General features: G+C 71.3%; 27 protein-coding genes. 23 read left to right on the top strand and 4 right to left on the bottom strand.

Annotation, left to right across the window (positions count from 1 at the left end):
- Positions 1–13 precede the first annotated feature (13 nt).
- The gene (locus LL946_RS15795; protein ID WP_404382304.1) at positions 14–409 is read left to right on the top strand and encodes a carboxypeptidase-like regulatory domain-containing protein; all 396 of its coding nucleotides are present in this window, start codon (positions 14–16) and stop codon (positions 407–409) included.
- 94 nt (positions 410–503) lie between these two features.
- Positions 504–950 carry an SRPBCC family protein gene (locus LL946_RS15800; RefSeq protein WP_404382306.1) on the top strand — a complete coding sequence of 149 codons (447 nt, stop codon included), beginning with the start codon at positions 504–506 and terminating at the stop codon, positions 948–950.
- Between the two features lie 49 nt (positions 951–999).
- Here the strand turns inward: LL946_RS15800 and LL946_RS15805 are convergent, their stop codons facing one another.
- The gene (locus LL946_RS15805; protein WP_404382308.1) at positions 1,000–2,580 is read right to left on the bottom strand and encodes a glutamate synthase-related protein; all 1,581 of its coding nucleotides are present in this window, start codon (positions 2,578–2,580) and stop codon (positions 1,000–1,002) included.
- 107 nt (positions 2,581–2,687) lie between these two features.
- Between LL946_RS15805 and LL946_RS15810 the strand changes: the two genes are divergently transcribed.
- From LL946_RS15810 to LL946_RS15840, 7 genes are all read left to right on the top strand, one after another.
- Positions 2,688–3,560 carry an intradiol ring-cleavage dioxygenase gene (locus LL946_RS15810; protein WP_404382310.1) on the top strand — a complete coding sequence of 291 codons (873 nt, stop codon included), beginning with the start codon at positions 2,688–2,690 and terminating at the stop codon, positions 3,558–3,560.
- 39 nt (positions 3,561–3,599) lie between these two features.
- Positions 3,600–4,190 carry an NYN domain-containing protein gene (locus LL946_RS15815; RefSeq protein WP_404382312.1) on the top strand — a complete coding sequence of 197 codons (591 nt, stop codon included), beginning with the start codon at positions 3,600–3,602 and terminating at the stop codon, positions 4,188–4,190.
- Between the two features lie 98 nt (positions 4,191–4,288).
- Positions 4,289–4,849 carry an elongation factor P gene (gene efp, locus LL946_RS15820; protein WP_404382314.1) on the top strand — a complete coding sequence of 187 codons (561 nt, stop codon included), beginning with the start codon at positions 4,289–4,291 and terminating at the stop codon, positions 4,847–4,849.
- Between the two features lie 18 nt (positions 4,850–4,867).
- Positions 4,868–5,278 (top strand): transcription antitermination factor NusB, encoded by a 411-nt coding sequence (nusB, locus tag LL946_RS15825; RefSeq protein ID WP_404382316.1) that lies wholly within the window; start codon positions 4,868–4,870, stop codon positions 5,276–5,278.
- Entirely contained in the window at positions 5,278–5,778 is a 501-nt protein-coding gene (locus tag LL946_RS15830; RefSeq protein WP_404382318.1) for a GNAT family N-acetyltransferase, read from the top strand. The genes nusB and LL946_RS15830 overlap by 1 nt, the downstream gene beginning before the upstream one ends.
- Before the next feature lie 122 nt (positions 5,779–5,900).
- Positions 5,901–6,485 carry a dihydrofolate reductase family protein gene (locus LL946_RS15835; protein WP_404382320.1) on the top strand — a complete coding sequence of 195 codons (585 nt, stop codon included), beginning with the start codon at positions 5,901–5,903 and terminating at the stop codon, positions 6,483–6,485.
- Positions 6,482–7,261, top strand: coding sequence for a class I SAM-dependent methyltransferase (locus LL946_RS15840; protein ID WP_404382322.1), 780 nt, complete (start codon positions 6,482–6,484; stop codon positions 7,259–7,261). The genes LL946_RS15835 and LL946_RS15840 overlap by 4 nt, the downstream gene beginning before the upstream one ends.
- On the opposite strand, the gene LL946_RS15845 is transcribed toward LL946_RS15840, so the two are convergent.
- The gene (locus tag LL946_RS15845) at positions 7,242–7,424 is read right to left on the bottom strand and encodes a hypothetical protein (protein WP_404382324.1); all 183 of its coding nucleotides are present in this window, start codon (positions 7,422–7,424) and stop codon (positions 7,242–7,244) included. The two genes, LL946_RS15840 and LL946_RS15845, sit on opposite strands and share 20 nt — an antisense overlap.
- Positions 7,425–7,625: 201 nt before the next feature.
- Between LL946_RS15845 and pyrR the strand changes: the two genes are divergently transcribed.
- The 12 genes from pyrR to LL946_RS15905 all read left to right on the top strand — a co-directional run bounded on the left by pyrR (position 7,626) and on the right by LL946_RS15905 (position 20,329).
- Entirely contained in the window at positions 7,626–8,222 is a 597-nt protein-coding gene (pyrR, locus tag LL946_RS15850; protein WP_404382326.1) for a bifunctional pyr operon transcriptional regulator/uracil phosphoribosyltransferase PyrR, read from the top strand.
- 23 nt (positions 8,223–8,245) lie between these two features.
- Entirely contained in the window at positions 8,246–9,235 is a 990-nt protein-coding gene (locus tag LL946_RS15855; RefSeq protein WP_404386931.1) for an aspartate carbamoyltransferase catalytic subunit, read from the top strand.
- Entirely contained in the window at positions 9,232–10,524 is a 1,293-nt protein-coding gene (locus tag LL946_RS15860) for a dihydroorotase (protein WP_404382328.1), read from the top strand. Before LL946_RS15855 ends, LL946_RS15860 begins: the two co-directional genes overlap by 4 nt.
- Positions 10,521–11,681: a glutamine-hydrolyzing carbamoyl-phosphate synthase small subunit gene (gene carA, locus LL946_RS15865; RefSeq protein ID WP_404382330.1), complete on the top strand. Its 1,161-nt coding sequence runs from the start codon at positions 10,521–10,523 to the stop codon at positions 11,679–11,681. The genes LL946_RS15860 and carA overlap by 4 nt, the downstream gene beginning before the upstream one ends.
- Positions 11,681–14,998 carry a carbamoyl-phosphate synthase large subunit gene (carB, locus tag LL946_RS15870; protein ID WP_404382332.1) on the top strand — a complete coding sequence of 1,106 codons (3,318 nt, stop codon included), beginning with the start codon at positions 11,681–11,683 and terminating at the stop codon, positions 14,996–14,998. The genes carA and carB overlap by 1 nt, the downstream gene beginning before the upstream one ends.
- Positions 14,995–15,885 carry a dihydroorotate dehydrogenase electron transfer subunit gene (locus tag LL946_RS15875; RefSeq protein ID WP_404382334.1) on the top strand — a complete coding sequence of 297 codons (891 nt, stop codon included), beginning with the start codon at positions 14,995–14,997 and terminating at the stop codon, positions 15,883–15,885. Before carB ends, LL946_RS15875 begins: the two co-directional genes overlap by 4 nt.
- On the top strand, positions 15,885–16,847 hold the full coding sequence (locus LL946_RS15880; protein ID WP_404382336.1) for a dihydroorotate dehydrogenase: 963 nt from the start codon (positions 15,885–15,887) through the stop codon (positions 16,845–16,847). Before LL946_RS15875 ends, LL946_RS15880 begins: the two co-directional genes overlap by 1 nt.
- Positions 16,844–17,740, top strand: a complete 897-nt coding sequence (gene pyrF / locus LL946_RS15885; RefSeq protein ID WP_404382338.1) for an orotidine-5'-phosphate decarboxylase — start codon at positions 16,844–16,846, stop codon at positions 17,738–17,740. The genes LL946_RS15880 and pyrF overlap by 4 nt, the downstream gene beginning before the upstream one ends.
- Positions 17,741–17,871: 131 nt before the next feature.
- The gene (gene mihF / locus LL946_RS15890) at positions 17,872–18,189 is read left to right on the top strand and encodes an integration host factor, actinobacterial type (protein WP_404382340.1); all 318 of its coding nucleotides are present in this window, start codon (positions 17,872–17,874) and stop codon (positions 18,187–18,189) included.
- Entirely contained in the window at positions 18,186–18,764 is a 579-nt protein-coding gene (gmk, locus tag LL946_RS15895) for a guanylate kinase (protein ID WP_404382342.1), read from the top strand. Before mihF ends, gmk begins: the two co-directional genes overlap by 4 nt.
- 4 nt (positions 18,765–18,768) lie before the next feature.
- Positions 18,769–19,032 (top strand): DNA-directed RNA polymerase subunit omega, encoded by a 264-nt coding sequence (gene rpoZ, locus LL946_RS15900; protein ID WP_404382344.1) that lies wholly within the window; start codon positions 18,769–18,771, stop codon positions 19,030–19,032.
- Positions 19,033–19,039: 7 nt separating this feature from the next.
- Positions 19,040–20,329, top strand: coding sequence for a bifunctional phosphopantothenoylcysteine decarboxylase/phosphopantothenate synthase (locus tag LL946_RS15905; protein WP_404382346.1), 1,290 nt, complete (start codon positions 19,040–19,042; stop codon positions 20,327–20,329).
- A gap of 172 nt (positions 20,330–20,501) precedes the next feature.
- On the opposite strand, the gene LL946_RS15910 is transcribed toward LL946_RS15905, so the two are convergent.
- A complete protein-coding gene (locus LL946_RS15910) occupies positions 20,502–21,638 on the bottom strand; it encodes a hypothetical protein (RefSeq protein WP_404382348.1) in 1,137 nt (378 codons plus the stop codon).
- Complete coding sequence (locus LL946_RS15915; protein WP_404382350.1) at positions 21,635–23,026, bottom strand: hypothetical protein; 1,392 nt, start codon at positions 23,024–23,026, stop codon at positions 21,635–21,637. Before LL946_RS15915 ends, LL946_RS15910 begins: the two co-directional genes overlap by 4 nt.
- Before the next feature lie 166 nt (positions 23,027–23,192).
- On the opposite strand from LL946_RS15915, the gene metK reads away from it, so the two are divergent.
- Together metK and LL946_RS15925 are read left to right on the top strand one after the other, a co-directional pair.
- Positions 23,193–24,413, top strand: a complete 1,221-nt coding sequence (metK, locus tag LL946_RS15920; protein WP_404382352.1) for a methionine adenosyltransferase — start codon at positions 23,193–23,195, stop codon at positions 24,411–24,413.
- Between the two features lie 47 nt (positions 24,414–24,460).
- Positions 24,461–25,198: an alpha/beta fold hydrolase gene (locus LL946_RS15925; RefSeq protein WP_404382354.1), complete on the top strand. Its 738-nt coding sequence runs from the start codon at positions 24,461–24,463 to the stop codon at positions 25,196–25,198.
- Positions 25,199–25,215 lie beyond the last annotated feature (17 nt).

The following is a 25,215-nucleotide window of genomic DNA, read 5'->3' on the forward strand; positions in this document are numbered from 1 at the left end:
GTTGGCTGGGCACATGGCGCCCTCCATCATCAAGCCGGTCATCATCAGCGGTCTCGCCGCGGGCATCTGGGCCTGGCTGAGGAGGAAGCCCCCGATCCTCGTCGTGGCCCACCGGGTCGTCGACGCGTCGACGGGCAAGGGCCTGTCAGGGGTCGTCGTGACGGCCGTCCGGATCAACACCGAGGATGCGTTCAGCTCGGTGACGACGAACGCCCTCGGCGGCTACACCCTCGGGCCGATCCCCGAGGAGGAGTTCGGGCTCCGGGTCGACGGCAGCGCCATCGGCTACGAGTCCGGGTGGGTCCAGGGATCACCGACCGGAGCCGCCCACGTCGTGCCGACCTGGGGTGAGGCGAACTCGTGGGGCCCGAACCCGCCGGCAGTCACCCGCGTGAAGAAGGCCGCCTGAGCAGACCACGCTCGGGTGCTGGGCGCAGGAGCGTCGTTGACCGGTACTTCGGCCCGGGAGGAGACTCGAAGGACTCCGTCGAAGTGAGGTCGAGATGGCGAGGGTCGAGGGCGAGATCACGATCCACCGCTCGGTGGAGGACGTCTTCGACTTCGTGGCAGACCAGTCCCACGAGCCGTTGTACAACCCGGACATGGTGAGTTCCGTCAAGGAGACGCCCGGCCCGATCGGCCGCGGTACCTGCTTCAGGTCGGCAGTGAGATCGGGCCGTCGCGTCGCTGAGATGCGCATCGAGGTCACGGGGTACGAGAGCCCGCGGCTGCTCACCTCCACGACGACGATGAGTCAGCTCGACATCGACTACACCCTGCGGTTCGAGGGTTCCGGCGACGGAGGCACCCGGATGCGATGGTCCGGGAACGTGCGGCCCAAGGGCGCGTTGCGCCTCTTGGGTCCACTGGTCTCGGTGATGGGCAACCGCCAGGAGCGACGGATCTGGTCGCAGCTGAAGTCATACCTCGAGGGCACGGCTGGCCGGTGATGAGCGGACGGCAAGTGGCCCGCTCGCAGCACAGTCCCGGGCCGGCCGCTCAGGTCGTCGCGGTCGCTGACTCCGGCGCCTCGGTGTCGAGGTCGCGCTCGGGCCACATGATCGCCGTGATGTCGCGCGCGAGGTCCGGGCCAAGGGCGCCCCAGCCCTTCTCGTAGCCGTAGACCTCGCGCAGCGGTGTACCCGTCCGGTTGCCGTCGAGGATCTCGACCGCCTCGGCGTCGATGAGGCCGGGGTGCGGGACGCCGCAGGCCTCCGACACCTTGAGGAGATCGCGCCGCAGGGTCTGGAGATAGTTGGCGAGGCGCACGGACTTCAGGGTGGGGTCGAGCCCTCGGACGAGCCAGGGGTTCTGGGTGGCCACCCCGGTGGGGCAGTGGTCGGTGTGGCACTTCTGCGACTGGATGCAGCCGATCGAGAGCATGGCCTCTCGGGCGACGTTGACCATGTCCGCACCCAGGGCGAACGCCACGAGCGCGTTGTCCGGCAGGCCGAGCTTGCCGCTGCCGATGAATGCGACGTCATCCGTGAGACCGGCCCGCGCGAACGTTGAGTACACCCGGGAGAACCCGACCCGGAAGGGGAGTGCCACCGTGTCCGTGAACACGAGCGGTGCGGCCCCGGTGCCGCCCTCACCACCGTCGACGGTGATGAAGTCGACGCCACGGGTGCGACCGGACATCTGCTGCGCGAGGTCCTCCCAGAAGCCCATCTCGCCGACTGCCGACTTGATGCCGACGGGGAGTCCCGTTTCCTGCGCGATCCGCTCCACCCAGTCAAGCATGCTGTCGACGTCGTCGAACTCCGCGTGGCGAGAGGGGCTGACGCAGTCCTCGTTCATGGGTATGCCGCGGATCCGGCTGATCTCCTCGGTGATCTTGGCTGCTGGAAGGAGGCCTCCCAGACCGGGCTTGGCGCCCTGGCTCAGCTTGACCTCGATGGCGCGCACCGGCGACGACTGGACGAGGTCCTTGAGCCGCGCGAGGTCGAACCGACCCTGCTCGTCCCGACACCCGAAGTAGGCCGTCCCGATCTGGAGGATGAGGTCACCGCCGTTTCGGTGGTGGTCGGAGAGACCGCCCTCGCCGGTGTTGTGCAGCGACCCGGCGAGCGCGACGCCGCGGTTGATCGCTTCGATCGCGTTGCCGGAGAGCGAGCCGAAGCTCATCGCCGAGACGTTGACCACCGATGCCGGCCGGAAGGCATGGGTACGACCGCGTGGGGCGCCGAGGACCTTGGCGCCAGGCAGGGGCACATCGTCATCGTGGTGCCCGTGAGCCACCGCCGTCGACGGCGCCGAGGGCGCGAAGGTCCGGTGCTTGACGATGACGTAGCCCTCGGTGTGCTCGATGTCGTTGTCCGTGCCGAACCCGACGTAGTTGTTCTCCTTCTTGCTGCTGGCATAGACCCAGGTCCGCTGGTCCCTCGAGAAGGGTCGCTCCTGGTCGTTGCTCGTGACGATGTACTGCCTGAGCTCGGGGCCGACCTTCTCGAGCGCATACCTCGCGTGAGCGATCACGGGAAAGTTCCTGCTCAGGGCACGCTTCTTCTGGGTGAGGTCGCGCGCGGCGACCCCCGCGAGCCCGACGACAGCGGCACCGATGAGCGACTTCGCCTTCATGGCTCGCAGTCTGCCCCCCAACGGGGTCTGCGCACTGGAACGCGCTCACAGGAGTCGCACAGCCAGGACATGGCTTCGTGCCGGAGGCGGGCGCCACAGTGTGGGACATGAGCGAACGACGCACCCCCCAGCAGCCCCACCCGGACCACGACCGCGGCCTCGAGTTCGACGTTGCCACGCTCTTGGACCGACGACGTGCCCTGGGGCTGTTCGGCGGCGCCGGCCTCCTCGCGCTCGCCGGCTGCGCCGACGCCACGACCAGCGCGACGTCCAGCCCGACCGCGTCCTCGAGCGCGTCGTCCTCCGCAACGGCACGTGCCTCGGCCGGTGCGTCCGCGAGCGCCGGTGCCGCGACGACCGAGGTGCCCGACGAGACCGGTGGCCCCTACCCGGGTGACGGCAGCAACGGCGTCAACGTCCTCGACGACGCAGGCATCATCCGCTCCGACATCACGAGCTCGTTCGGCACGTCGACGACCAAGGCCGAGGGCGTCGCGCTCACGGTGAACCTCACGGTCACCGACAGCTCGAACGGGTATGCCGCTATGGAGGGTGTGGCGGTCTACCTCTGGCACTGCGACCGCGAGGGCAACTACTCGATGTACTCCCAGGGCGTCGAGAACGAGAACTACCTGCGGGGGGTGCAGCCGACCAATGCGAACGGGACGGCGACCTTCACGACGATCTTCCCCGCGGCATACATGGGTCGGTGGCCGCACATCCACTTCGAGGTCTACCGGTCCACGGCAGAGGCGACGAGCACCGGCCAGATCGTCAAGACCTCGCAGCTCGCCCTGCCGGAGGCGGTGTGCAACACGGTCTACGCGACGTCGGGCTACGAGCAGAGCGTCCGCAACATGTCACGGACGACGCTCACCTCGGACAACGTCTTCGGCGACGACGGCGGGATCCACCAGCTCGCCACGGTCACGGGGGACGCGAGCAGCGGCTTCGTCGCCAACCTGACGATCGGCGTCTGACCGGAACCGTGGCCCGAGTGTGCACCTAGACTCCGGACCATGGCAGCCGCGAAGACGACCGAGAGCGACGACTCCGAGGTCCTCACCTATCTCCTCGTCGACGGCGAGAACATCGACGCCACGCTCGGCACCTCGATCCTGGGCCGGCGGCCGCAGCCCGACGAGCGGCCGCGCTGGGACCGCCTCATCGCCTTCGCCAAGGAGGCGTGGGACCAGGACGTCCGGGGGCTGTTCTTCCTCAACGCGACGACGAGCATGCCGATGTCGTTCATCCAGGCGCTCAACGCGCTTGGTTTCCAGCCGGTCCCGCTGTCCGGCGACGCCGACGTCAAGGTCGTCGACGTGGCGATCCAGCGCACGCTTCGCGCCATCAAGGAGCGCGACGCCGACGTCATGCTCGTCAGCCACGACGGCGACTTCCTCGAGGAGGTCGAGTCGCTGCTCGAGGACGACGACCGCCGCGTCGGCCTCATGGCGTTCCGCGAGTTTCGCAACAGCGGCTTCACCGCCCTCGAGGCCGACGGGCTCGAGAGCTTCGACCTCGAGTACGACGTCAAGGCGTTCACGTCGGCTCTGCCGCGCATCAGGGTCATCCCGATCGAGGAGTTCGACCCGGCCCAGTTCCTCTGAGCCCGTCCCCCCGGGCCGAGTCGCGCGGATTCGGGGCGATGGCCCGCGCCGGATAGACTTCCCGGCGATCTCCCGACACTCATGGAAGCGAATCACACGTGGCATCGACGAACGACCTCAAGAACGGCCTCGTCCTCAACCTCGAGGGCCAGCTCTGGACCGTCGTGGAGTTCCAGCACGTCAAGCCCGGCAAGGGCCCGGCCTTCGTGCGGACCAAGCTCAAGCACGTCCTGTCGGGCAAGGTCGTCGACAAGACGTTCAACGCCGGCACCAAGGTCGAGACGGCCAACGTCGACAAGCGCAACATGCAGTACGTCTACAACGACGGCACCGACTACGTCTTCATGGACGGTGACACCTTCGACCAGATCTCGGTGACCCCCGCGATCGTCGGTGACGCCGCCAAGTTCATGCTCGAGAACCAGGACGCGATCGTCGCCCGCCACGAGGGCAACGTGCTCTTCATCGAGCTGCCGGCCTCGGTCGTCCTCGAGATCCAGTACACCGAGCCGGGCCTGCAGGGCGACCGCTCCACCGGTGGCACCAAGCCGGCGACCCTCGAGACCGGCGCCGAGATCGGTGTCCCGCTCTTCCTCAACACCGGCGACAAGGTCAAGGTGGACACCCGCGACGGGTCATACCTCGGCCGCGTCAACTGATCGGCGGCTGCTCCCCACATGGCAGCACGCACCAAGTCGCGCCGGCGCGCGATCGACCTCCTCTTCGAGGCCGAGCAGCGCCAGCTCAACGCCAGTGAGCTCCTCAAGGAGCGGCTGGCGACACCGGTGACGGAGGCTCCGCTCAACGAGTTCACGGCCGACCTCGTCACCGGCGTCGTCGACCACTGGACCCAGATCAACGACCTGCTCACGACCTACTCGCAGGGCTGGGCGCTCGAGCGCATGCCCGCCGTCGACCGCGCGATCCTGCGCGTCGGGGCCTACGAGGTGCTCTTCGGCGAGGTGCCCGAGGGTGTCGCGATCAGCGAGGCCGTCTCGCTCGCGACCGACCTGTCGACCGACGACAGCCCGAAGTTCGTCAACGGCCTGCTGGCCCGCTTGGCCGAGGTCAAGCCCACCCTGGCCTGATGACCCACGTCCGACTCGCGACGGTCGCCGACCTGCCCGGGTTGGCGGCCGTCGAGTCGTCGGGGGACAGGTTGTTCGACACGGTCTTCGCAGACGTCGACTGGCCGCCTCCGCCGTCGGGGGAGGAGCGCAGCGCCGAGCCGTGCTTCCTCCTCGTCGTGGGCGAGCCCGTGGTCGGCTTCGCCCACGTCCTCGACCTCGCGGGCCACTGGCACCTCGAGCAGCTCGTCGTCGACCCGGCGCACGGTCGCCGAGGGCTTGGAGCAGCCCTGCTCGATGCCGTATGCCGTGAGGTCGCCTCGCGCGGCGGCCGCCGGGTCACCCTGCGCACCTATGCCGACGTCCCGTGGAACGCGCCGTTCTACGTCCGCCACGGCTTCGTCGAGCTCGTCGCCGAGCCCGAGTGGATGTGGCCGCTGCGCGAGGCCGAGGAGCGGATCGGCCTCATGCGCTTCGGGCGCAGGGTGGCCATGGTGAGGGACGGCCTCGCCGGGGCCTGACGTGCGTCTCGGCTGTCGGGGGCGGCTCGCGTTGTCAGGTGCACCTTGTGCCCCGACGACGCAGGATGGTCCCGACAGCCCGGACCCGACGGTGCGCAGGCACAGCTGACAGGATCGGTGGCATGCGCAGGCTCGTCTACTACGTCGCGACCACCCTCGACGGCTTCATCGCCGGCCCGGACGGCGGTGACCCCAGTGCCTCCGAGTTCTTCCCGGTGACACCGGACCTCGTCGAGTTCATCGCCGCCGAGTACCCCGAGACCCTGCCGGGCCCCGCCCGCGACGCCATGGGCATCGACGGCGAGGGTGCCCACTTCGACACCGTCATCGAGGGCCGGGCGTCCTACGAGGTCGGGCTGGCCGCCGGGTTCGACGACGCGTACCCGCACCTGCGCCACCTCGTCGTCTCGAGCACGCTCGCGGGACGCGACGACCTGCCGGTCGAGATCGTGACCGGCGACCCCGTGGACCGGGTGCGCGAGCTCAAGGCCGAGGACGGCAAGGACATCTGGCTCGTGGGCGGCGGCACGCTCGCGCACGCGCTGCTGCCCGAGGTCGACCGCCTGATCCTCAAGGTCAACCCGTCGGTCATCGGCTCGGGGATCGCGCTGTTCGCAGGCGGGTTCGGCCACGCGCGGTTCACCCCCGTCGAGCAGGTCGACCTCGCCGGTGGGGTCCGCGTGGTGACGCTCGACCGCGTGCGATGAGCCGCGCCGACGAGCACCTCGACGCCTGGGAGGCGTGGAAGTCCTCGCCCTGGGGCCGGATCCGCTTCGCCCTCGTCCGTGACGCCCTCGACGAGGCCGTGGCCTCCCTGGGGGACCAGCCGCTGCGGATCCTCGACGTCGGCGGCGCCGACGGCTTCGAGACCCTCCCGTATGCCGTCCGCGGACACTCGCTCACCGTCGCCGACCCCGCCGAGGGCTTCCTCGACCGCGGTCGGCTCGAGGCCGAACGCCTCGTTGTCGCCGACCGCGTCCACTGGACCACCGCGGGTCTGGACGAGCTCGCCGAGGCGGGCGGGACGGCATACGACGTCGTGATCTGCCACTTCGTCCTGCAGTACCGGCCGGCGGGCGCCCTCACTGACGACCTCGCGGCGCTCGCGCAGGTGACCCGGCCCGGGGGCCTGGTGTCGATCGTCTGCCCCAACGACGCGGGCGCCGTGCTGCGGACGCTGACCCGACAGGGGCCTGCCGCTGCACGCCTCGAGCTCAACAGGACGACCCAGCGCAGCCACACGTTCGAGCACGAGTCACGCAAGCTGTCGCACGCGGAGGTCGCCGTCGGACTCGCGGACGTCGGCCTGCGCGAGGAGTCGTGGAGGGGCGGCCGGGTGGCCAACGACCTCGTCGCCGACGACGACCCCAAGCACGACCCCGACTACTTCGAGGAGCTGCTCGCGCTCGAGCGCGAGCTGTGCCGGCGCGACCCCTATCGCGGGGTCGGAGCCTTCTGGCAGCTCACCGCGCGACGGACGTGACCGGGAGCCGGGCTCCGAAGACGACCTCGGGCCAGGCCGCCCGCGCCAGCCAGGCCCGGTAGGTCTCGAGGTCGGCGTCGGCCGGCGGGAAGAGCGGGACGCGCTCGGGGGAGGCGGCACAGGTGTCCGCGGAGTCGGATGTCGTGAGCGGCTGCGGGTGCACGGTGCCTCCTTCGGCAGAGTGGTGGTGCAGAGCAGTACATCACACGACATTGGGGCAGGCATAGCAAATGGTTATATGTTCCGGCTCGTGGACGCGCCGCGGGGCCGGGTTGGGGACCTGCGGCGCCAGTCGCTACAGTGAGGCCGACCGACATCCTTTAACGACCTGTCCCGTGAGGCAGGGAAGGAGGTCTCGACACTGATGTGTCCTGACGCACCTGTGCCCACCCGCTCCTCGAGCGAGACCGACCCCGCGACCGACGCCGGGAGGACGGTCCTCGGAGCGGCCGACATCTCCCGGGCGCTGCGTCGTATCGCCCACGAGATCCTCGAGGCCAACAAGGGCTCCGAGGACCTCGTCCTCCTCGGCATCCCGTCCCGGGGCGTCCCGCTCGCCCGCCGGCTCGCGGCGATCATCGCCGAGTTCGAGGGCAGCGAGATCCCCGTCGGCAGCCTCGACATCACGATGTACCGCGACGACCTGCGTCGTCAGCCCACCCGGGCACCGATGCCGACCCAGATCCCGGACTCGGGGATCGACGGCAAGACGGTCGTCCTCGTCGACGACGTCCTCTACAGCGGTCGCACGGTGCGCGCGGCACTCGACGCGCTCGCGGACCACGGGCGTCCGGCTGCTGTCCGGCTGGCCGTCCTCGTCGACCGCGGCCACCGAGAGCTCCCGATCCGCGCCGACCACGTCGGCAAGAACCTCCCGACCGCCCAGACCGAGAAGGTCCGGGTCCGGCTCGCCGACTTCGACGAGGCCGACAGTGTGACGATCACCGGAGGCGCCCGATGAGCACCACCACGACGCAGACGCGGATGCCGCGCCACCTCCTCTCGATGGCCGACCTCGACGCGACGGCGATCCGCACGATCCTCGACACCGCGGCGCAGATGCACGAGGTCCAGCACCGCGAGGTCAAGAAGCTGCCGACGCTGCGCGGGCGCACGATCATCAACCTCTTCTTCGAGGACTCGACCCGCACCCGGAGCTCGTTCGAGATCGCCGGCAAGTGGATGAGCGCCGACACGATCAACATCACCGGCAAGGGCTCGGCGACCTCCAAGGGTGAGTCACTGCGCGACACGGTCCGGACCATCGACGCCATGGGGGTCGACGCGTTCGTCATCCGCCACGGCGCGTCCGGCGCCTGCCACCAGGTGGCCGGCTGGGTCGACGCCCACGTCATCAACGCCGGTGACGGCACGCACGAGCACCCGACGCAGGCCCTGCTCGACGCCTACACGATGGAGCGACGGCTCGGCTCGCTCGAGGGCCGTCACGTCGCGATCGTCGGCGACCTCGCCCACTCGCGGGTCGTGCGCTCCAACCTCATCTCGCTGCGCCGGCTCGGCGCCGAGGTCACGCTCGTCGCGCCCCCCACCCTCATGCCGAGCGGCATCGGTGCCTGGGCCGAGCGCGACCGCTTCTCGATCAGCCACGACCTCGACGGCGTCCTGGAGGGCCGCACGGGCAAGCCGCTCGACGCCCTCATGATGCTGCGCGTCCAGAAGGAGCGCATGAGTGGCGGCTACTTCTCGACGGCCCGCGAGTACACCGTCGGCTACGGGCTCACCCGCGGCCGGCTCGCCCGCCTCACCGATGCGAACCCGGAGATCGTCATCTGCCACCCCGGCCCCATGAACCGCGGACTTGAGATCAGCGCCGACGCGGCCGACGCCGCCCAGAGCCTCGTGCTCGACCAGGTGAGCGCCGGTGTGGCGGTTCGGATGTCAGTCCTGTACCACTTGCTCGCCGGGGAGGACACGCCCACGGTGGGCGCAACGACAGAGGGGAGTGCCGCATGAGCGACCTGCTCATCACGGGGGCCCGACTCCTCGGGGGCGAGGCCAAGGACGTCCTCGTCCTCGGGGGCACGATCGCCGAGGTCGGCTCCGGCCTCGACGCACCCGAGGGTGCCCAGCGCATCGACGCCGACGGGCTGGGCCTGCTTCCGGGCTTCGTCGACCTCCACACACACCTGCGCGAACCGGGCCGAGAGGACGCCGAGACGATCGCCACCGGCGCCGCGGCCGCTGCGGCCGGTGGCTTCACGGCGGTCCTGGCGATGGCCAACACCAGCCCGGTCACCGACACGGCCGAGGCCGCCGAGCGCGTCCTCGACCTCGGTCGCGAGGCCGGGCTCGTCGACGTCCAGCCGGTCGGCGCCGTGACCAAGGGACTCGCGGGCGAGGAGCTCGCCGAGCTCGCCCTCATGCATCGCTCCCGGGCCCGGGTCTCCGTGTTCTCCGACGACGGCCGCTGCGTCCACGACGCGCGCGTCATGCGACGTGCCCTCGAGTACGTCCGTGCCTTCGGCGGAGTCGTGAGCCAGCACAGCCAGGACCCCGACCTCGCCGGGTCGAGCGCCTGCTGCCACGAGGGGGAGCTGAGCGGCCGTCTCGGCCTGCCCGGCTGGCCGGCGGTCGCCGAGTCGAGCATCATCGCCCGCGACGCCCAGCTCGCCCGGCACACCGGCTCCCGCGTCCACGTCGCGCACGTGAGCACGGCCGAGGGTGTCGAGGTCGTCCGCTGGGCCAAGGCGCAGGGAATCGACCTCACCGCAGAGGTCACGCCCCACCACCTCCTCCTCACCCAGGACCTGCTCAGCGGCTACGACCCGACGTTCAAGGTCAACCCGCCGCTGCGCCCGAGCGAGGACGTCGAGGCGCTGCGGGCCGCGCTCGCGGACGGCACGATCGACGCGGTCGCCACCGACCACGCACCGCACGCGCGGCACGACAAGGAGCACGCGTTCGTCGACGCGGCCTTCGGGATGCTCGGTCTCGAGACCGCCTTCGCGGTCGTCCACGACACGATGGTCCGCAGCGGAGCGCTCGACCTCGCGACGCTCGCCGAGCGGATGTCGGCCGCGCCGGCCCGGATCGCTGGTCTGACGGAGCACGGCGGAGCGATCGAGGCCGGGGCTGCAGGCAACCTCGTCCTCGTCGACACCGCGGCGAGCCAGACCGTGGACGCCGCTGCGTCGAAGTCGCTGTCCCGCAACAATCCGTGGCACGGCATGAGCTTCACCGGTGCCGTCCACACGACGATCCTGCGCGGCCGGGTCACGGCCTCGCTCCAGGGAGCCTCATGACCGCCACACTGCACACTCGCGAGCCCGCCGTGCTCGTCCTTGAGGACGGCCGCACCTTCACCGGGAGCGCCTACGGCCACCGCGGTGAGACCGTCGGCGAGGCGGTGTTCTGCACCGCGATGACCGGCTACCAGGAGACGCTCACCGACCCGAGCTACCACCGTCAGGTCGTCGTCATGACCGCACCGCACGTCGGCAACACCGGCTGGAACGACGAGGACAACGAGTCGTCCCGCATCTGGGTCTCCGGCTTCGTCGTCCGCGATCCTTCTCTGCGGCCCTCGAGCTGGCGATCGCAGCGCACGCTCGAGGACGAGCTCGACGACCAGGGCGTCGTGGGCATCTGCGGCATCGACACGCGCGCCCTGACCCGTCACCTGCGGGAGCGCGGCGCGATGCGGGTCGGCATCTTCTCCGGGGACGACGCCCGTATGCCGGCCGCCGACCTCCTCGACCGGGTCACCTCCGCACCCATCATGGAGGGCTCGGCGCTGGCCCAAGAGGTGAGCACCCACACGGCATACGTCGTGGAAGCGGTGGGGGAGAGGCGGTTCACGGTGGCCGCGGTCGACCTCGGCATCAAGTCGATGACGCCGCACCAGATGGCCGAGCGCGGCATCGAGGTGCACGTCCTGCCCGCCAGCGCGACGGCCGACGACATCCGCGCCGTCGAGCCCGACGGCGTGTTCTTCAGCAACGGTCCCGGTGACCCGGCCACGGCCGACCACGAGGTCGGCGTCCTGCGCGAGGTCCTCGCCGACGGCACCCCGTTCTTCGGGATCTGCTTCGGCAACCAGCTGCTCGGTCGGGCGCTCGGCTTCGGAACCTACAAGCTCAAGTACGGCCACCGCGGCGTCAACCAGCCCGTCATGGACCGCACGACCGGCAAGGTCGAGGTGACCGCGCACAACCACGGGTTCGCCGTCGACGCCCCCCGCGACCGGGACACCGACACCGAGTTCGGCACGGCGCGCGTCTCGCACGTCTGCCTCAACGACGACGTCGTCGAGGGGCTCGAGCTCCGTTCTGCCACAGGGGCGCTCACCGCCTTCTCGGTCCAGTACCACCCGGAGGCGGCAGCGGGACCGCACGACGCGGCATACCTGTTCGACCGGTTCGTCGATCTCCTGAACACAACCAAGAAGGTGGATGCCTGATGCCGAAGCGCGACGACATCACGAGCGTCCTCGTCATCGGCTCCGGTCCGATCGTCATCGGCCAGGCCTGCGAGTTCGACTACTCCGGGACCCAGGCGTGCCGGGTGCTGCGCGAGGAGGGCGTGCGCGTCATCCTCGTCAACTCCAACCCGGCGACGATCATGACCGACCCCGAGTTCGCCGACGCGACCTACATCGAGCCGATCACCCCCGAGGTGGTCGAGAAGATCATCGACAAGGAGCGCCCGGACGCGGTGCTCGCGACCCTCGGTGGCCAGACCGCGCTCAACTGCGCGATCGCGCTGCACGAGGCGGGCGTGCTGGAGAAGTACGGCTGCCCGCTCATCGGCGCCAACGTCGAGGCCATCCAGCTCGGTGAGGACCGCCAGCTGTTCAAGGGGGTCGTCGAGCGCTGCGGCGCCGAGAGCGCCCGCTCGGTCATCGCCCACACGATGGACGAGGTGCTGGCCGCGGCCGACGAGCTCGGCTACCCGCTCGTCGTCCGCCCCTCGTTCACCATGGGCGGTCTCGGCTCCGGCTTCGCCGACGACGAGGCGCAGCTGCGCCGCATGGCCGGTGCCGGCCTCCAGGCGAGCCCGACGACCGAGGTGCTCCTCGAGGAGTCGATCAAGGGCTGGAAGGAGTACGAGCTCGAGGTCATGCGCGACCACCGCGACAACGTCGTGGTCGTCTGCTCGATCGAGAACCTCGACCCGATGGGCGTCCACACCGGTGACTCGATCACCGTCGCGCCCGCGCTCACCCTCACCGACCGCGAGTACCAGCGGATGCGGGACATCGGCATCGCGGTCATCCGCGAGGTCGGCGTCGACACCGGCGGCTGCAACATCCAGTTCGCGGTCAACCCGCGCGACGGCCGGATCATCGTCATCGAGATGAACCCGCGCGTCTCGCGCAGCTCGGCCCTGGCGTCCAAGGCCACCGGCTTCCCGATCGCCAAGATCGCCGCCAAGATGGCGATCGGCTACACCCTCGACGAGGTCCCCAACGACATCACGCGCGAGACCCCGGCGAGCTTCGAGCCGAGCCTGGACTACGTCGTCGTCAAGGTGCCGCGGTTCGCCTTCGAGAAGTTCCCGGCCGCCGACGACACCCTCACGACGACGATGAAGTCTGTCGGCGAGGCCATGTCGATCGGCCGCAACTTCACCGAGGCGATGCAGAAGGCGCTGCGCTCGGTCGAGCAGAAGGGTTCGTCGTTCCACTGGCGCGGCGAGACGCCCACCCGCGACGAGGCGCTCGAGCTGCTCCGTACCGCAGCGCGCCCGACCGACGGCCGCATGGTCACCGTCCAGCAGGCCCTGCGCGGCGGGGCCACCGTCGAGGAGACCCACGAGGCGACCGGGATCGACCCGTGGTTCCTCGACCAGATCGAGCTCCTCAACGACATCGCACGCGAGGTGGGGGAGTCGCCCGAGCTCACCCGGGACCTGCTCCGGCTGGCCAAGCGCCACGGCTTCAGCGACGCCCAGCTCAGCGAGATCCGTCGTATGCCGGAGGCCGTCGTCCGCGGTGTCCGCCACGCCCTCGGGATCCGTCCCGTCTTCAAGACCGTGGACACCTGCGCGGCGGAGTTCGCGGCGCAGACGCCCTACCACTACAGCTCCTACGACGAGGAGAACGAGGTGGCGCCGCGCGAGCGCGAGGCCGTCCTCATCCTCGGCTCCGGGCCCAACCGCATCGGCCAGGGTGTCGAGTTCGACTACTCCTGCGTCCACGCGAGCTTCGCCCTGCGCGACGCGGGCTACGACACCGTCATGGTCAACTGCAACCCCGAGACCGTGTCGACCGACTACGACACGAGCTCGCGCCTCTACTTCGAGCCGCTCACGCTCGAGGACGTGCTCGAGGTCTACCACGCGGAGAAGCAGGCCGGCCCGATCGCCGGCGTCATCGTCCAGCTCGGCGGGCAGACGCCTCTGGGTCTCGCGCGTGCCCTCAAGGCGGAGGGGGTCCCGATCGTGGGCACCTCGCCGGAGGCCATCGACCTCGCCGAGGACCGTGGCGCCTTTGGGAGGGTCCTCGCGGAGGCGAAGCTGCCCGCTCCCCAGCACGGGACGGCATACAGCGCGGCCGAGGCCCTCGAGGTGGCCCACCGGATCGGCTACCCCGTCCTCGTCCGCCCGTCGTACGTGCTCGGCGGGCGCGGCATGGAGATCGTCTACGACGACGACACCCTCGTCACCTACGTCGAGCGCGCCACGACGGCCGCTCCCGAGCACCCGGTGCTCGTCGACCGCTTCCTCGACGACGCGATCGAGATCGACGTCGACGTCCTCTACGACGGGACCGAGATGTACCTCGGCGGCGTCATGGAGCACATCGAGGAGGCCGGCATCCACTCCGGCGACTCGGCCTGCGCGCTGCCGCCCGCCACCCTCGGCAACGCCGAGATCGAGCTCGTCCGCGAGTCGGCCCGCAAGCTCGCCGAGGGGATCGGCGTCGTCGGGCTCATGAACGTCCAGTTCGCGCTGGCCCAGGACATCCTCTACGTCCTCGAGGCCAACCCGCGGGCCTCGCGCACGGTGCCGTTCGTCGCCAAGGCGACCGGCGTCGCGCTGGCCAACGCCGCCAGCCGGATCATGCTCGGGGCCACCATCGCCCAGCTCCGCGAGGAGGGGGTCCTCCCGCCCAGCGGCGACGGCGGCACGCTGCCCCCGCACGCGCCGATCTCGGTCAAGGAGGCCGTCCTGCCGTTCCACCGCTTCCGCACCGCGGACGGCACGATGGTCGACTCGCTGCTCGGCCCCGAGATGCGCTCCACCGGTGAGGTCATGGGCATCGACTCCACGTTCGGGCGGGCTTTCGGCAAGAGCCAGCTCGCGGCATACGGCGGTCTGCCCGACACGGGCACGGTCTTCGTGTCGGTCGCCAACCGCGACAAGCGCGCCATGCTCTTCCCGGTGAGCCGCCTCGTCGATCTCGGGTTCACGGTCGTCGCGACGTCGGGGACCGCCGATGTCCTGCGCCGCAACGGGATCCCGGCCGAGGTCATCCGCAAGATCACCGAGCGCGAGGGCGACGCGCAGGCGAGCGACGCCCGCACCATCGCCGAGCTCATCCTCGACGGTGAGATCGCGATGGTCATCAACACCCCGACGGGCCAGAGTGCCCGTGCGGACGGCTACGCCATCCGCGCGGCCGCCAACACGGCCGACGTCCCGCTCATCACGACGGTGCAGGAGTTCGCGGCAGCCGTGCAGGCCATCGAGGCGCTGCGCCGGGGTGACCTCACGGTGACGTCGTTGCAGGAGCACGCCCGCTCGCTCGACCTCATGCAGGTGGTGGGCCGATGACCGCTGCCCGTCCCGACAGCGGCGTCGTGCAGGTCCAGGGGGAGGTCATCGCGACCCGTCGCGTGGGTGCCTACCACCACCTGACGATCGTGGCGCCGGGTGTCGCCGAGCTCGCGCGGCCCGGCCAGTTCGCGGCCCTCGCCGTGGGTGGTCCCACGACGGGCAACCTCCTGCGGCGCTCGTTCTCGATCCACAAGGTCAGCCCGTCCGGCACCTACGGCGGCACCCTCGACCTCGTCATCGCGGCCAAGGGCGCCGGCACGGAGTGGCTCACCGGACTGCGGGCGCACGACACCGTCGACGTCGTCGCCCCCTTGGGCCGCCCGTTCCCGCTGCCCACCGAACCGGTGGCGACCGTCCTCGTCGGTGGCGGCTACGGCTCGGCACCGCTGTTCTGGCTCGCCGACGTCCTGCGCGAGCGAGGCTGCTCGGTCGAGATGGTGCTCGGTGCAGCGTCCGAGGACCGGCTCTTCGGCGTGGTCGAGGCCCGGCGCGCCGCCGACGGCGTCACGGTGACGACCGACGACGGCTCGGCCGGCCACAGGGGGTGGGTGAGCGACGTGCTGCCCGAGGTCTTCCGGCGTACCGGCGCACCGGTGGCCTACGCGTGCGGCCCGATGGGCATGCTCCAGTCGGTGACGCGCGTCGCGGCCCAGCACGGAGCGGTCGCGCAGGTCGCGGTCGAGGAGTCGATGGCGTGCGGCGTCGGGGTCTGCATGACCTGCGTCATGCCGGTCCGCGACAAGGCGGGTGTCACCAAGATGGTGCGTTCGTGCGTCGAGGGGCCCGTCTTCCGCGGTGACCGAATCCGCTGGGAGGCCTTCCACGACGGCGTCTGCGGGGTCCCCGAGGACACGGTCGGTGCCCCGAGGGTGGGAGGTCACTGATGGCGGTCGACATGTCCGTGACGTTCACCGGACGGACCCTGCCCAACCCGGTGATGACGGCCTCCGGCTGCGCCGCCAACGGCCGCGAGCTCCACCGCTTCTTCGACGTGTCCACGCTCGGTGCCTTCGTCACCAAGACGGTGATGATGGACCCGCGCTCCGGGCGGGGGACGCCACGCATGGCCGAGACCGCCTCCGGCATGCTCAACTCGATCGGGCTTCAGGGGCCGGGGATCCACGCGTTCGTCGAGCAGGACCTGCCGTGGCTCAAGTCGGTCGGCGCCCGGGTGCTCGTCTCGATCGCCGGCAACACGGCGGGGGAGTTCGCCGACGTGGCCCGCGTGCTGGCCGACAGCGACGCGTTCGACTGCGTCGTCGGAGTCGAGGTCAACATCTCGTGCCCCAACGTCGCCAACCGTGGGCTCGTCTTCGCGTGCGACCCTCTCGCCTCCGGCAAGGTCATCGCGCTGGTGCGCGAGCAGCTGCCGCGTGACGTGCCGATGTTCGCCAAGCTCACCCCCGACGTCACCGACATCGTGTCGATCGCCGACGCCGCGGTGAAGTCCGGAGCGACGGGCCTGACGATGATCAACACGCTGCTCGGCATGGTCATCGACACCGACCGGCTGCGGCCGCACCTCGGCGGGATCACCGGTGGGCTCTCCGGCCCCTCGATCCGCCCGGTCGCCGTCCGCGCGCTCTGGCAGGTCACCGCGGCCATGCGGGACGGGCGCTTCCAGACCGTGCCGCTCATCGGGGTCGGGGGGGTCCGCACCGGCCGCGACGCCCTCGAGCTCATCGCCGCCGGCGCCACCGGTGTCCAGGTGGGCACCGCGACGTTCAACGACCCGACCGCACCGCAGCGCGTCCTCACCGAGCTCGAGGCCCTCGCCGAGTCCCACGGCGTCGCCCGCATCACCGAGCTCGTCGGCGTCGCGCACGACAGGATGGTGATCCCGTGACGACGAGCAGCGAGCCCACGAGCGCCGCGCCGGCCAGCCCCGACCGGGCGACCTTCGGGCAGCGCCTGCGCGCCGCGACCGGTCGGCACGGCCCGCTCTGCGCCGGCATCGACCCGCACCGGGCGCTCGTCGAGTCGTGGGGCCTCACCTACGACCTCGACGGGCTCCGGACGTTCACGCGCTCCTGCGTCGACGCCTTCGGCGGCCACGTCGCCATCGTCAAGCCGCAGTCGGCCTTCTTCGAGGTCTTCGGGTCCGGGGGAGTGGCCGTCCTCGAGGAGGCGATCCGGGACCTCAGGGCCGCCGGCACGCTCGTCCTGCTCGACGCCAAGCGCGGCGACATCGGCTCGACGATGTCGGCCTACGCCGAGGCCTACCTCGGCGCTGCGGCCGTCTCGCCGGTCGACGCCCTGACCGCGAGCCCGTACCTCGGCTACGAGTCCCTGAGGCCGGCGCTCGACACGGCCGCCGCCCATGGCCGGGGTCTGTTCGTCCTTGCACTCACCTCGAACCCCGAGGGTGCCTCGGTGCAGCACGCCCGGCGCGACGACGTCAGCGTCGCCGGGTCGATGGTGGCCGGGGCCACGAGCGAGAACGCCGCCGCGGCGGCGGCCGGCGACCTGGGTAGCACCGGCCTCGTCGTCGGTGCCACCGTGGGGTCGGCCGTCCAGGATCTCGGCCTCGACCTGGCCTCGGTCAACGGTCCGCTGCTCGCGCCGGGCGTGGGTGTCCAGGGCGGCACGGCGGACGACCTCCGGCGCGTCTTCGGCGATGCCCTCGGCAACGTCCTCCCGGCCAGCAGCCGGGAGGTCCTGAGCGCGGGTCCGGACGTCACGGACCTGCGTGACCGCGCAGCGCGGACCAACGAGACCTTGGCGGCGCTGCTCACCTGAGCACGGGTGTGTCGTGCGCAACACCCGCGAGGAGCACGAATCACCGGCCGGGCCGCCGCACCGTGCGCATGGTTAAATCGCCGGAAGGCGTTGAGAAGCAGCGTCGTCCGAACCAATGGAGGACATCCGCCATGGCACTCCCGCCGCTGACACCGGAGCAACGCTCTGCCGCGCTGGAGAAGGCGGCCCAGGCCCGTCGTGAGCGGGCGTCCGTCAAGAACCGGCTCAAGTACGCACAGGGTGACCTCGGCGAGGTCATCACCGAAGGGAAGCAGAACGACGTGATCGGCAAGATGCGCGTGTCCGCGCTGCTCGAGTCGATGCCCGGCGTCGGCCGCGTCAAGGCCAAGGCCCTCATGGAGGAGATCGGCATCAGCGAGAGCCGCCGCGTCCGTGGTCTCGGCCAGAACCAGATCAGCGCCCTCCTCGCCCGCTTCGACAAGGCGTGAGCGCAGCCTCCCGGCTCACCGTCCTCGCCGGACCGACGGCGGTCGGCAAGGGAACCGTCGCGGCCTGGGTCCGCGAGCATCACACCGACGTGTGGCTGTCCGTGTCGGCGACCACCCGCAAGCCGCGGCCCACCGAGGTCGACGGCGTGCACTACCACTTCGTGAGCAACGAGGCCTTCGGCCGCATGGTCGACCACGACGAGCTGCTCGAGTGGGCGACCGTGCACGGCCGCGCCCAGTACGGCACGCCGAGGGGCCCCGTCGAGGCAGCCCTGGCGCAGGGACGCCCGGCCCTGCTCGAGATCGACCTGCAGGGCGCCCGACAGGTGCGCGAGACGATGCCGGACGCGCTCTTCGTCTTCCTCGCACCGCCCAGCTGGGACGAGCTCGTGCGCCGGCTCGTCGGTCGGGGCACCGAGTCCGAGGAGGAACGGGAGGTCCGGCTGACCACCGCCAGGGCCGAGCTCGCCGCCGCGGAGGAGTTCGACGTCACCATCGTCAACGACGACGTTCGGCGGGCGGCCGACGAACTCGTATCATTGATGCGCACCCCCCTTCAGACGAAACGAGACTGATTCCGTGTCAGGCACCAAGGCCAACCCCATCGGCATCACCAACCCGCCGATCGACGAGCTCCTCACGCACGCCGACTCCAAGTACTCCCTGGTCCTCTTCTCGGCCAAGCGTGCGCGCCAGATCAACGCCTACTACGCGCAGCTGCAGGAGGGCCTCCTCGAGTACGTCGGCCCCCTCGTCGACTCCGAGGTCCACGAGAAGCCGCTGAGCATCGCCCTGCGCGAGATCAACGGCAACCTGCTCACCTCAGAGAAGATCGAGGACTGAGCTCCCCGTGCGCGTCGTCCTCGGTGTGGCGGGCGGCATCGCGGCATACAAGGCCTGTTCGCTGTTGCGGCTGCTCTCCGAGGCGGGGCACGACGTCACGGTCGTGCCCACGGCCGCGGCCCTGAAGTTCGTCGGGGCTCCCACTTGGGCGGCCCTGTCCGGCAAGCCGGTGAGCACCGACGTCTGGACCGACGTCCACGAGGTGCCCCACGTGCGCCTCGGCCAGGAGGCCGACCTCGTCGTCGTGGCCCCGGCGACCGCCGACCTGCTTGCCAAGGCCGCGACCGGCCAGGCGGACGACCTGCTCACCAACGTCCTGCTCACGGCACGCTGCCCGGTCGTCCTCGCGCCGGCGATGCACACCGAGATGTGGGACCACCCGGCCACGCAGGCCAACGTCAGCACGCTCACCGAGCGCGGCGTCCACGTCGTCCCGCCCGCGAGCGGGCGCCTCACCGGCAAGGACACCGGTCCGGGCCGCCTCCCCGAGCCCGAGGAGCTGTATGCCGTGTGCGAGCGCGAGCTCGCCCGCTCACGTTTCGCTGCGTCCGCGGCAGGTGCCGCCTCAGAGACGCGGATGGCGAACGCGCAGGCCTCGGCCACGCGCGGTGACCTGACCGGCCGCCGGGTCGTCGTCAGCGCCGGTGGCACGCGTGAGCCCCTCGACCCGGTGAGGTTCCTCGGCAACCGAAGCTCCGGCAAGCAGGGCCACGCCCTCGCCGCGGCGGCCGCGGCGCGCGGCGCCCACGTCACGCTGGTGACGTCGTCGCCGGCCGACCTGCCGGGTGTCGACGTCGTCGCCATCGAGACGGCCCTCCAGCTGCGCGACGCCGTGGTGGCCGCGGCCGACGAGGCGGATGCCGTCGTCATGGCCGCGGCTGTCGCCGACTTCCGTCCGGCGACCTACGCGAGCACCAAGATCAAGAAGACCCACGACACCGGCAGCGACGGGTCCGCCGACGACTCCGCCCCGACGATCGCGCTCGTGCGCAACCCCGACATCCTCGCCGAGCTCGTGACGAGCCGTGCCGGCGGCACGAGCCCGGTCATCGTCGGCTTCGCCGCCGAGACCGGCGACGACACGGGATCGGTCCTCGACCACGGTCGCGCCAAGCTCGAGCGCAAGGGCTGTGACGTCCTCGTCGTCAACGAGGTCGGCGAGAACAAGACGTTCGGCGCCGACGACAACACAGTGACGATCCTGCGCCGGGGGAGCGACGAGACCGTCGAAGTCGGCCCGGCCAGCAAGGCAGCCGTGTCCGACGCCGTCTGGGACGTCGTCACCACCCTGCTCTGAGCCTTCTGCTCCGACAGCCGTCACCACGCGGGCGCCGGGCGGCGCAGGAGCGGGCCCCGCGCCCACTCGGAGCTCCAGCGTGTCCTCAGGCCGCGCGCCGGGGGGTTGGCGCTGGCCTCCGGAGGCTGATCCGGCCCCGGGCCACCGGTGAGCGGTGGCCCGGGGTGGTGGATCACTTCTTCTTCGCGGCCTTGGCGTCGGAGGCACCGGCGAGCTCTGCCTCGCGCTCGGCGTCGGCGTCCTGCTCGACCTCGGCGTCCAGCTCGGCCTCGGCGTCCCCGTCGGAGTCGGACGCCACGACCGGCTCGTCCTGGTCGGCGTCGACGGTCGGCTCGTCCTCGGGCGCGGGGGCTGCTGCAGCGGAGGCGTCCTCTGCAGCAACGTCACCGAACCCGACCTGGCCCAGGGCCGCAGCGCCGCCCAGGGTGGCGAGCATGTTGCGGACGTTGCTCAGCTGGGCGGTGATGCTGTCGCGTCGGGCCGTCGCGGCCGCGAGCTCGCGCTCGGAGTCACGCTTGATGCGGTCGGCCTGCTCCTTGGCCGTGGTCACCATCGCGGACGCCTCGGCCTTGGCCTGGTCGAGGATCGAGACCGCCTCGGCGGTGCGGGCGGTGCGCTGCTCCTCGGACTCCCGCGCCAGCACGTCGGCCTGCTCCTGGAGCTCCAGGAGCCGGGTCTCGTGCGTGCTCTCGGCGAGGGTGAACTCCTGCGCCGCGCGGTCGCGACGCTCCTGGAGGGTGCTCTCGAAGTCCGCGGCGGCAGCGGCTGCGCGGGCCCTCTGGTTCTCGAAGTAGGCCTCGGCCTCCTCGCGTCGGGCCGAGGCCTCACGGCCGGCGTCGTCGATGAGCGCGGTGGCCTCCTGCTTGGCCTTCGCGGTGATCGCGGAGGCCTCGACGTCCGCGCGCTGGCGGACCTCCTCGGCGTAGCGGTCGGCGTCGCCGCGCACCGAGGCAGCCGACTCCTCGACGAGGCGGCGGTGCTCGTCGGCGTCGGTCGTCGCGGACTCGCGGATGGCGGCTGCCTCCTCGTCGGCGAGCGACAGCATCGAGCCGATGCGCTCACCGAGGTGCGCGAACGTGGGGGAGGAGGGCTGGGCCTCACGGGCCTCGAGCTCGGCGACGAGCGCCTTCTGCTGGGCCAGGCCCTTGGCGAGCTCGGCGTTCTCCTGGGTGAGCTTGGTCAGCTCGACGGTGACCTGCGCCACCTCCTGGCGGGCGGACTCCACCGTGTGCTCGATGGCGGCCAGGTGACGGTCGACGGCGGCGGGGTCGTAGCCGCGGAAGATCGTCGGGAAGGGGGGCGTGTTCATGACTGCTCCTGGTGCGGGGTGGGGGGCGGGGACACGGTCGGTTCACCGACGGCGAGGGCGTCGATGACGCCGCTGAGGTCGGAGAGCTGGGCGGTGATGGCGTCTCGTCGGGCGGCCAGGGCGGCGACCTCGTCGCGGGCACGCTCCACCTGCGTCTCGGCCTCGGCGCGGATCGCGTCCGAACGGGCCTGGGCCTCGTGGGTGATGCGCAGGACCTCGGCGCGCGCGGCCCGGTGCTGCTCGTGGGCCTCGCGCTGGAAGCGCTCGACGTCGTCCGCGGCGCCACGGCGCACGAGCTGGGCCCCACGCTCGGCCTCGGCCAGGCGCCGCTCGGCGCGAGCCTCGGCCTCCCCTGCCTTCTCGGTCGCCGCCCGGGTGATGCGCTCGGCCTCACGGCGCGCGTCGTCGAGGGTGCGCGCCGCATCGGATCGCGCCTCCTCGAGGACGGAGGTGGCCTGGGCCCGCAGGTGGGTCGACTCGGCCTCCGCCTCGGAGGTGAGGTCGGCCGCCCGGGCCGCCGCGGTGGCGGCGAGGGCGGTGATCCGGTCGCGTTGCTCGCGGGCCCGCTCGGACAGCTTCTGGTGCTGCTCCCGGCGCTGGGCCATCGTCTCTCGCTCGGTCGTGCCGACGATGTCGCGCACGGTGGCCTGCGCCCAGGCGAGATGCGCCTCGGCGGACCGGATGAGCTCGTCCGCCTCCGCGCGTGAGCGCTCCAGGTGCTCGGCCGCCTCGGCGCGCGCGGCGGCGAGGAGGGACTCCCGCTCGGTCCCCGCGTCGAGGGCCAGCTGCTCGGCCTCGGCGCGCAGGGCCGAGGACTCACGCTCGACCTCGTGACGGTGCCGGACGGCATACGACTCCGCCTGCGAACGCACCTCGGCGGACTCGTCGACAGCGCGCGAGCGCAGGCCCACGATCTCCTGCTCCGCTGCCGCCCGCTCTGCCGACCACGACTCGCGCGCCGCGGTGATCTCGACGCTCGCACGCTCGAGGCGCTCGCGGGCAGTGCCCTCGGCGGTGGCGACGATGGACTCGGCGCGGCGCTCGGCCTGGGCCACGAGCGCGGCGGCGTCCTCCTCCGCGATCGACAGGGCCTCGTCCGCCGCCTTGGAGGACCGCGTCCGGACGAGCGAGGCCTGGTCGGCGGCGTCGGCGAGCAGGGCGTCGGCCTCCTCGCGGGCGGCCTCGATCACCGCCGTGGCCTCGGAGCGGGCCCGCTCGAGCGTGGACGTGACGCCCTCGAGCTCGGAGAGGGCGTCGGCGGTGCGGGCCCGGACCTGGGCGGCGTCACGGCGCGCCTCGGCGACCTCGCGCAGGGAATCGACCCGCACCTCCTCCGCGAGGCGCTGGGCCCGCGCCAAGAGGTCGAGAGGGTCGTTCACGATGGACATGATGCACCACCTCGCACGGTGCCGTCTCGGCCCAGGAGCAACGCGAGGGCCCGCCACGCTGCCCAAGTGATGGGAGACACGCACTGCGGGGTCGGTGAGGGGTTAGATTTGACCTCCCGTCGCCGTCGGCGCGGAAGAACCGACCCCGCACGAAAGAGAGCCCCGGGTGGCTGCACGCCTGTTCACGTCCGAGTCCGTCACCGAGGGTCACCCGGACAAGATCTGTGACCAGATCTCCGACTCGATCCTCGACGCGATGCTCGAGCAGGACCCCCGGGCTCGGGTGGCCGTCGAGACGATGGTCACGACGGGTCTCGTGCACGTCGCCGGCGAGGTGACGACCGAGGCCTACGTCGAGATCCCCAAGATCGTGCGCGACACCGTGCTCGGTATCGGCTACGACTCCTCCACCAAGGGCTTCGACGGCGCCTCGTGCGGCGTCGAGGTCTCGATCGGGCAGCAGAGCCCGGACATCGCCCAGGGTGTCGACACGGCATACGAGAGCCGCACCGGTGGCGTGGACCCCCTCGACAAGCAGGGCGCCGGTGACCAGGGGCTGATGTTCGGCTACGCCTGCGACGACACCCCCGAGCTCATGCCGCTGCCGATCTTCCTCGCGCACCGGCTCGCCGAGCGGCTCACCCGGGTCCGCAACGGTGAGGACGTCGCCTACCTGCGCCCCGACGGCAAGACCCAGGTGACGATCAGCTACGAGGGCGACAAGGCGGTCAAGCTCGACACCGTCGTCCTCTCGACGCAGCACGCCGAGGGCATCTCGCTCGACGGCCTGCTCAGCCCCGACATCGAGAAGCACGTCATCGGCCCGGTCCTCGCCGAGCTCGCCGAGACCGGCACCGAGCTCGACACCTCGGACTACCGCTCGCTCATCAACCCGACCGGCACGTTCGTCATCGGTGGGCCCATGGGCGACGCCGGGCTCACCGGCCGCAAGATCATCGTGGACACCTACGGCGGCATGGCCCGTCACGGCGGCGGTGCGTTCTCGGGCAAGGACCCGTCGAAGGTCGACCGCTCCGCCGCCTACGCCACCCGCTGGGTCGCCAAGAACGTCGTCGCCGCGGGCCTGGCCCGTCGCTGCGAGGTCCAGGTCGCCTACGCGATCGGCAAGGCCCAGCCGGTCGGCCTCTACGTCGAGACGTTCGGCACCGAGACCGTGCCCGCGGACCGCATCCAGGACGCCATCCTCGCCGTCTTCGACCTGCGTCCCGCCGCGATCCTCGACGCGCTCGACCTGCTCCGCCCGATCTACAAGCCCACCGCCGCCTACGGCCACTTCGGTCGCACGACGGCCGAGGGTGTCGACAACCCGTTCACGTGGGAGCGCACGGACCGCGTCGAGGAGCTCCAGCGCGCGGTCAAGGGCTGACCCTGAGCACCCGCACCGCTGGACCGCTGCTCCTCGCCCACGACGACGTGGGCGACGGCACCCCCGTCGTCCTCCTCCACGCGGGCGTGGCCGACCGGCGGATGTGGGCGCCCGTCGTCCCCGAGCTCGCTGCGGCTCACCGCGTGGTTGCGCCCGACCTGCGCGGTTTCGGGGACTCGCCGCAGCCGGGTGAGGTCTACGCAGACGCGGACGACGTCGTGCACCTTCTCGATGCGCTGGGGATCGAGCGGGCTGCGGTCGTCGGCGCCTCGTTCGGCGGTCGGGTGGCCCTCGAGGTCGCGACCCGTCACCCCCACCGTGTCTCCGCACTGGTTCTGCTCTGCCCGGCCCACCGCGGCCTGGACGTCACCGACCCCGTCGTCCAGGCGTTCGGGGAGCGTGAGGACGAGCTGCTCGAGGCCGGCGACGTCGACGGCGCCGTGGCGCTCAACGTCGACCTCTGGGTCGGTCCCGAGGCCACGCAGGAGGCGCGCGACGCCGTCGCCGTCATGCAGGGCCGGGCCTTCGAGGTGCAGCTCGCGGCCGACGAGCAGGACCCACCGCCGCAGGCCGAGCGCGTCGAGGTCGACCCCTCCGCCATCTCGGCGCCGACCGTGGTCGTCTCCGGAGCGCACGACGTCCGCCACCAGCACGACATCGCGACCCTGCTGGCCCGCGAGGTGCCGGGCGCGGAGCTGGTCGAGCTCGACTGGGCCGGGCACCTCCCCTCGATCGAGCGTCCCGCGGAGATGGCAGCGCTGCTCCTGGCCCGCCTCGGCGGCTGACCTGTCCGCGGGGTCGT

Origin of the sequence: Knoellia locipacati, from assembly GCF_044791685.1 — a bacterium.
GTDB classification, from domain to species: domain Bacteria; phylum Actinomycetota; class Actinomycetes; order Actinomycetales; family Dermatophilaceae; genus Knoellia; species Knoellia locipacati_A.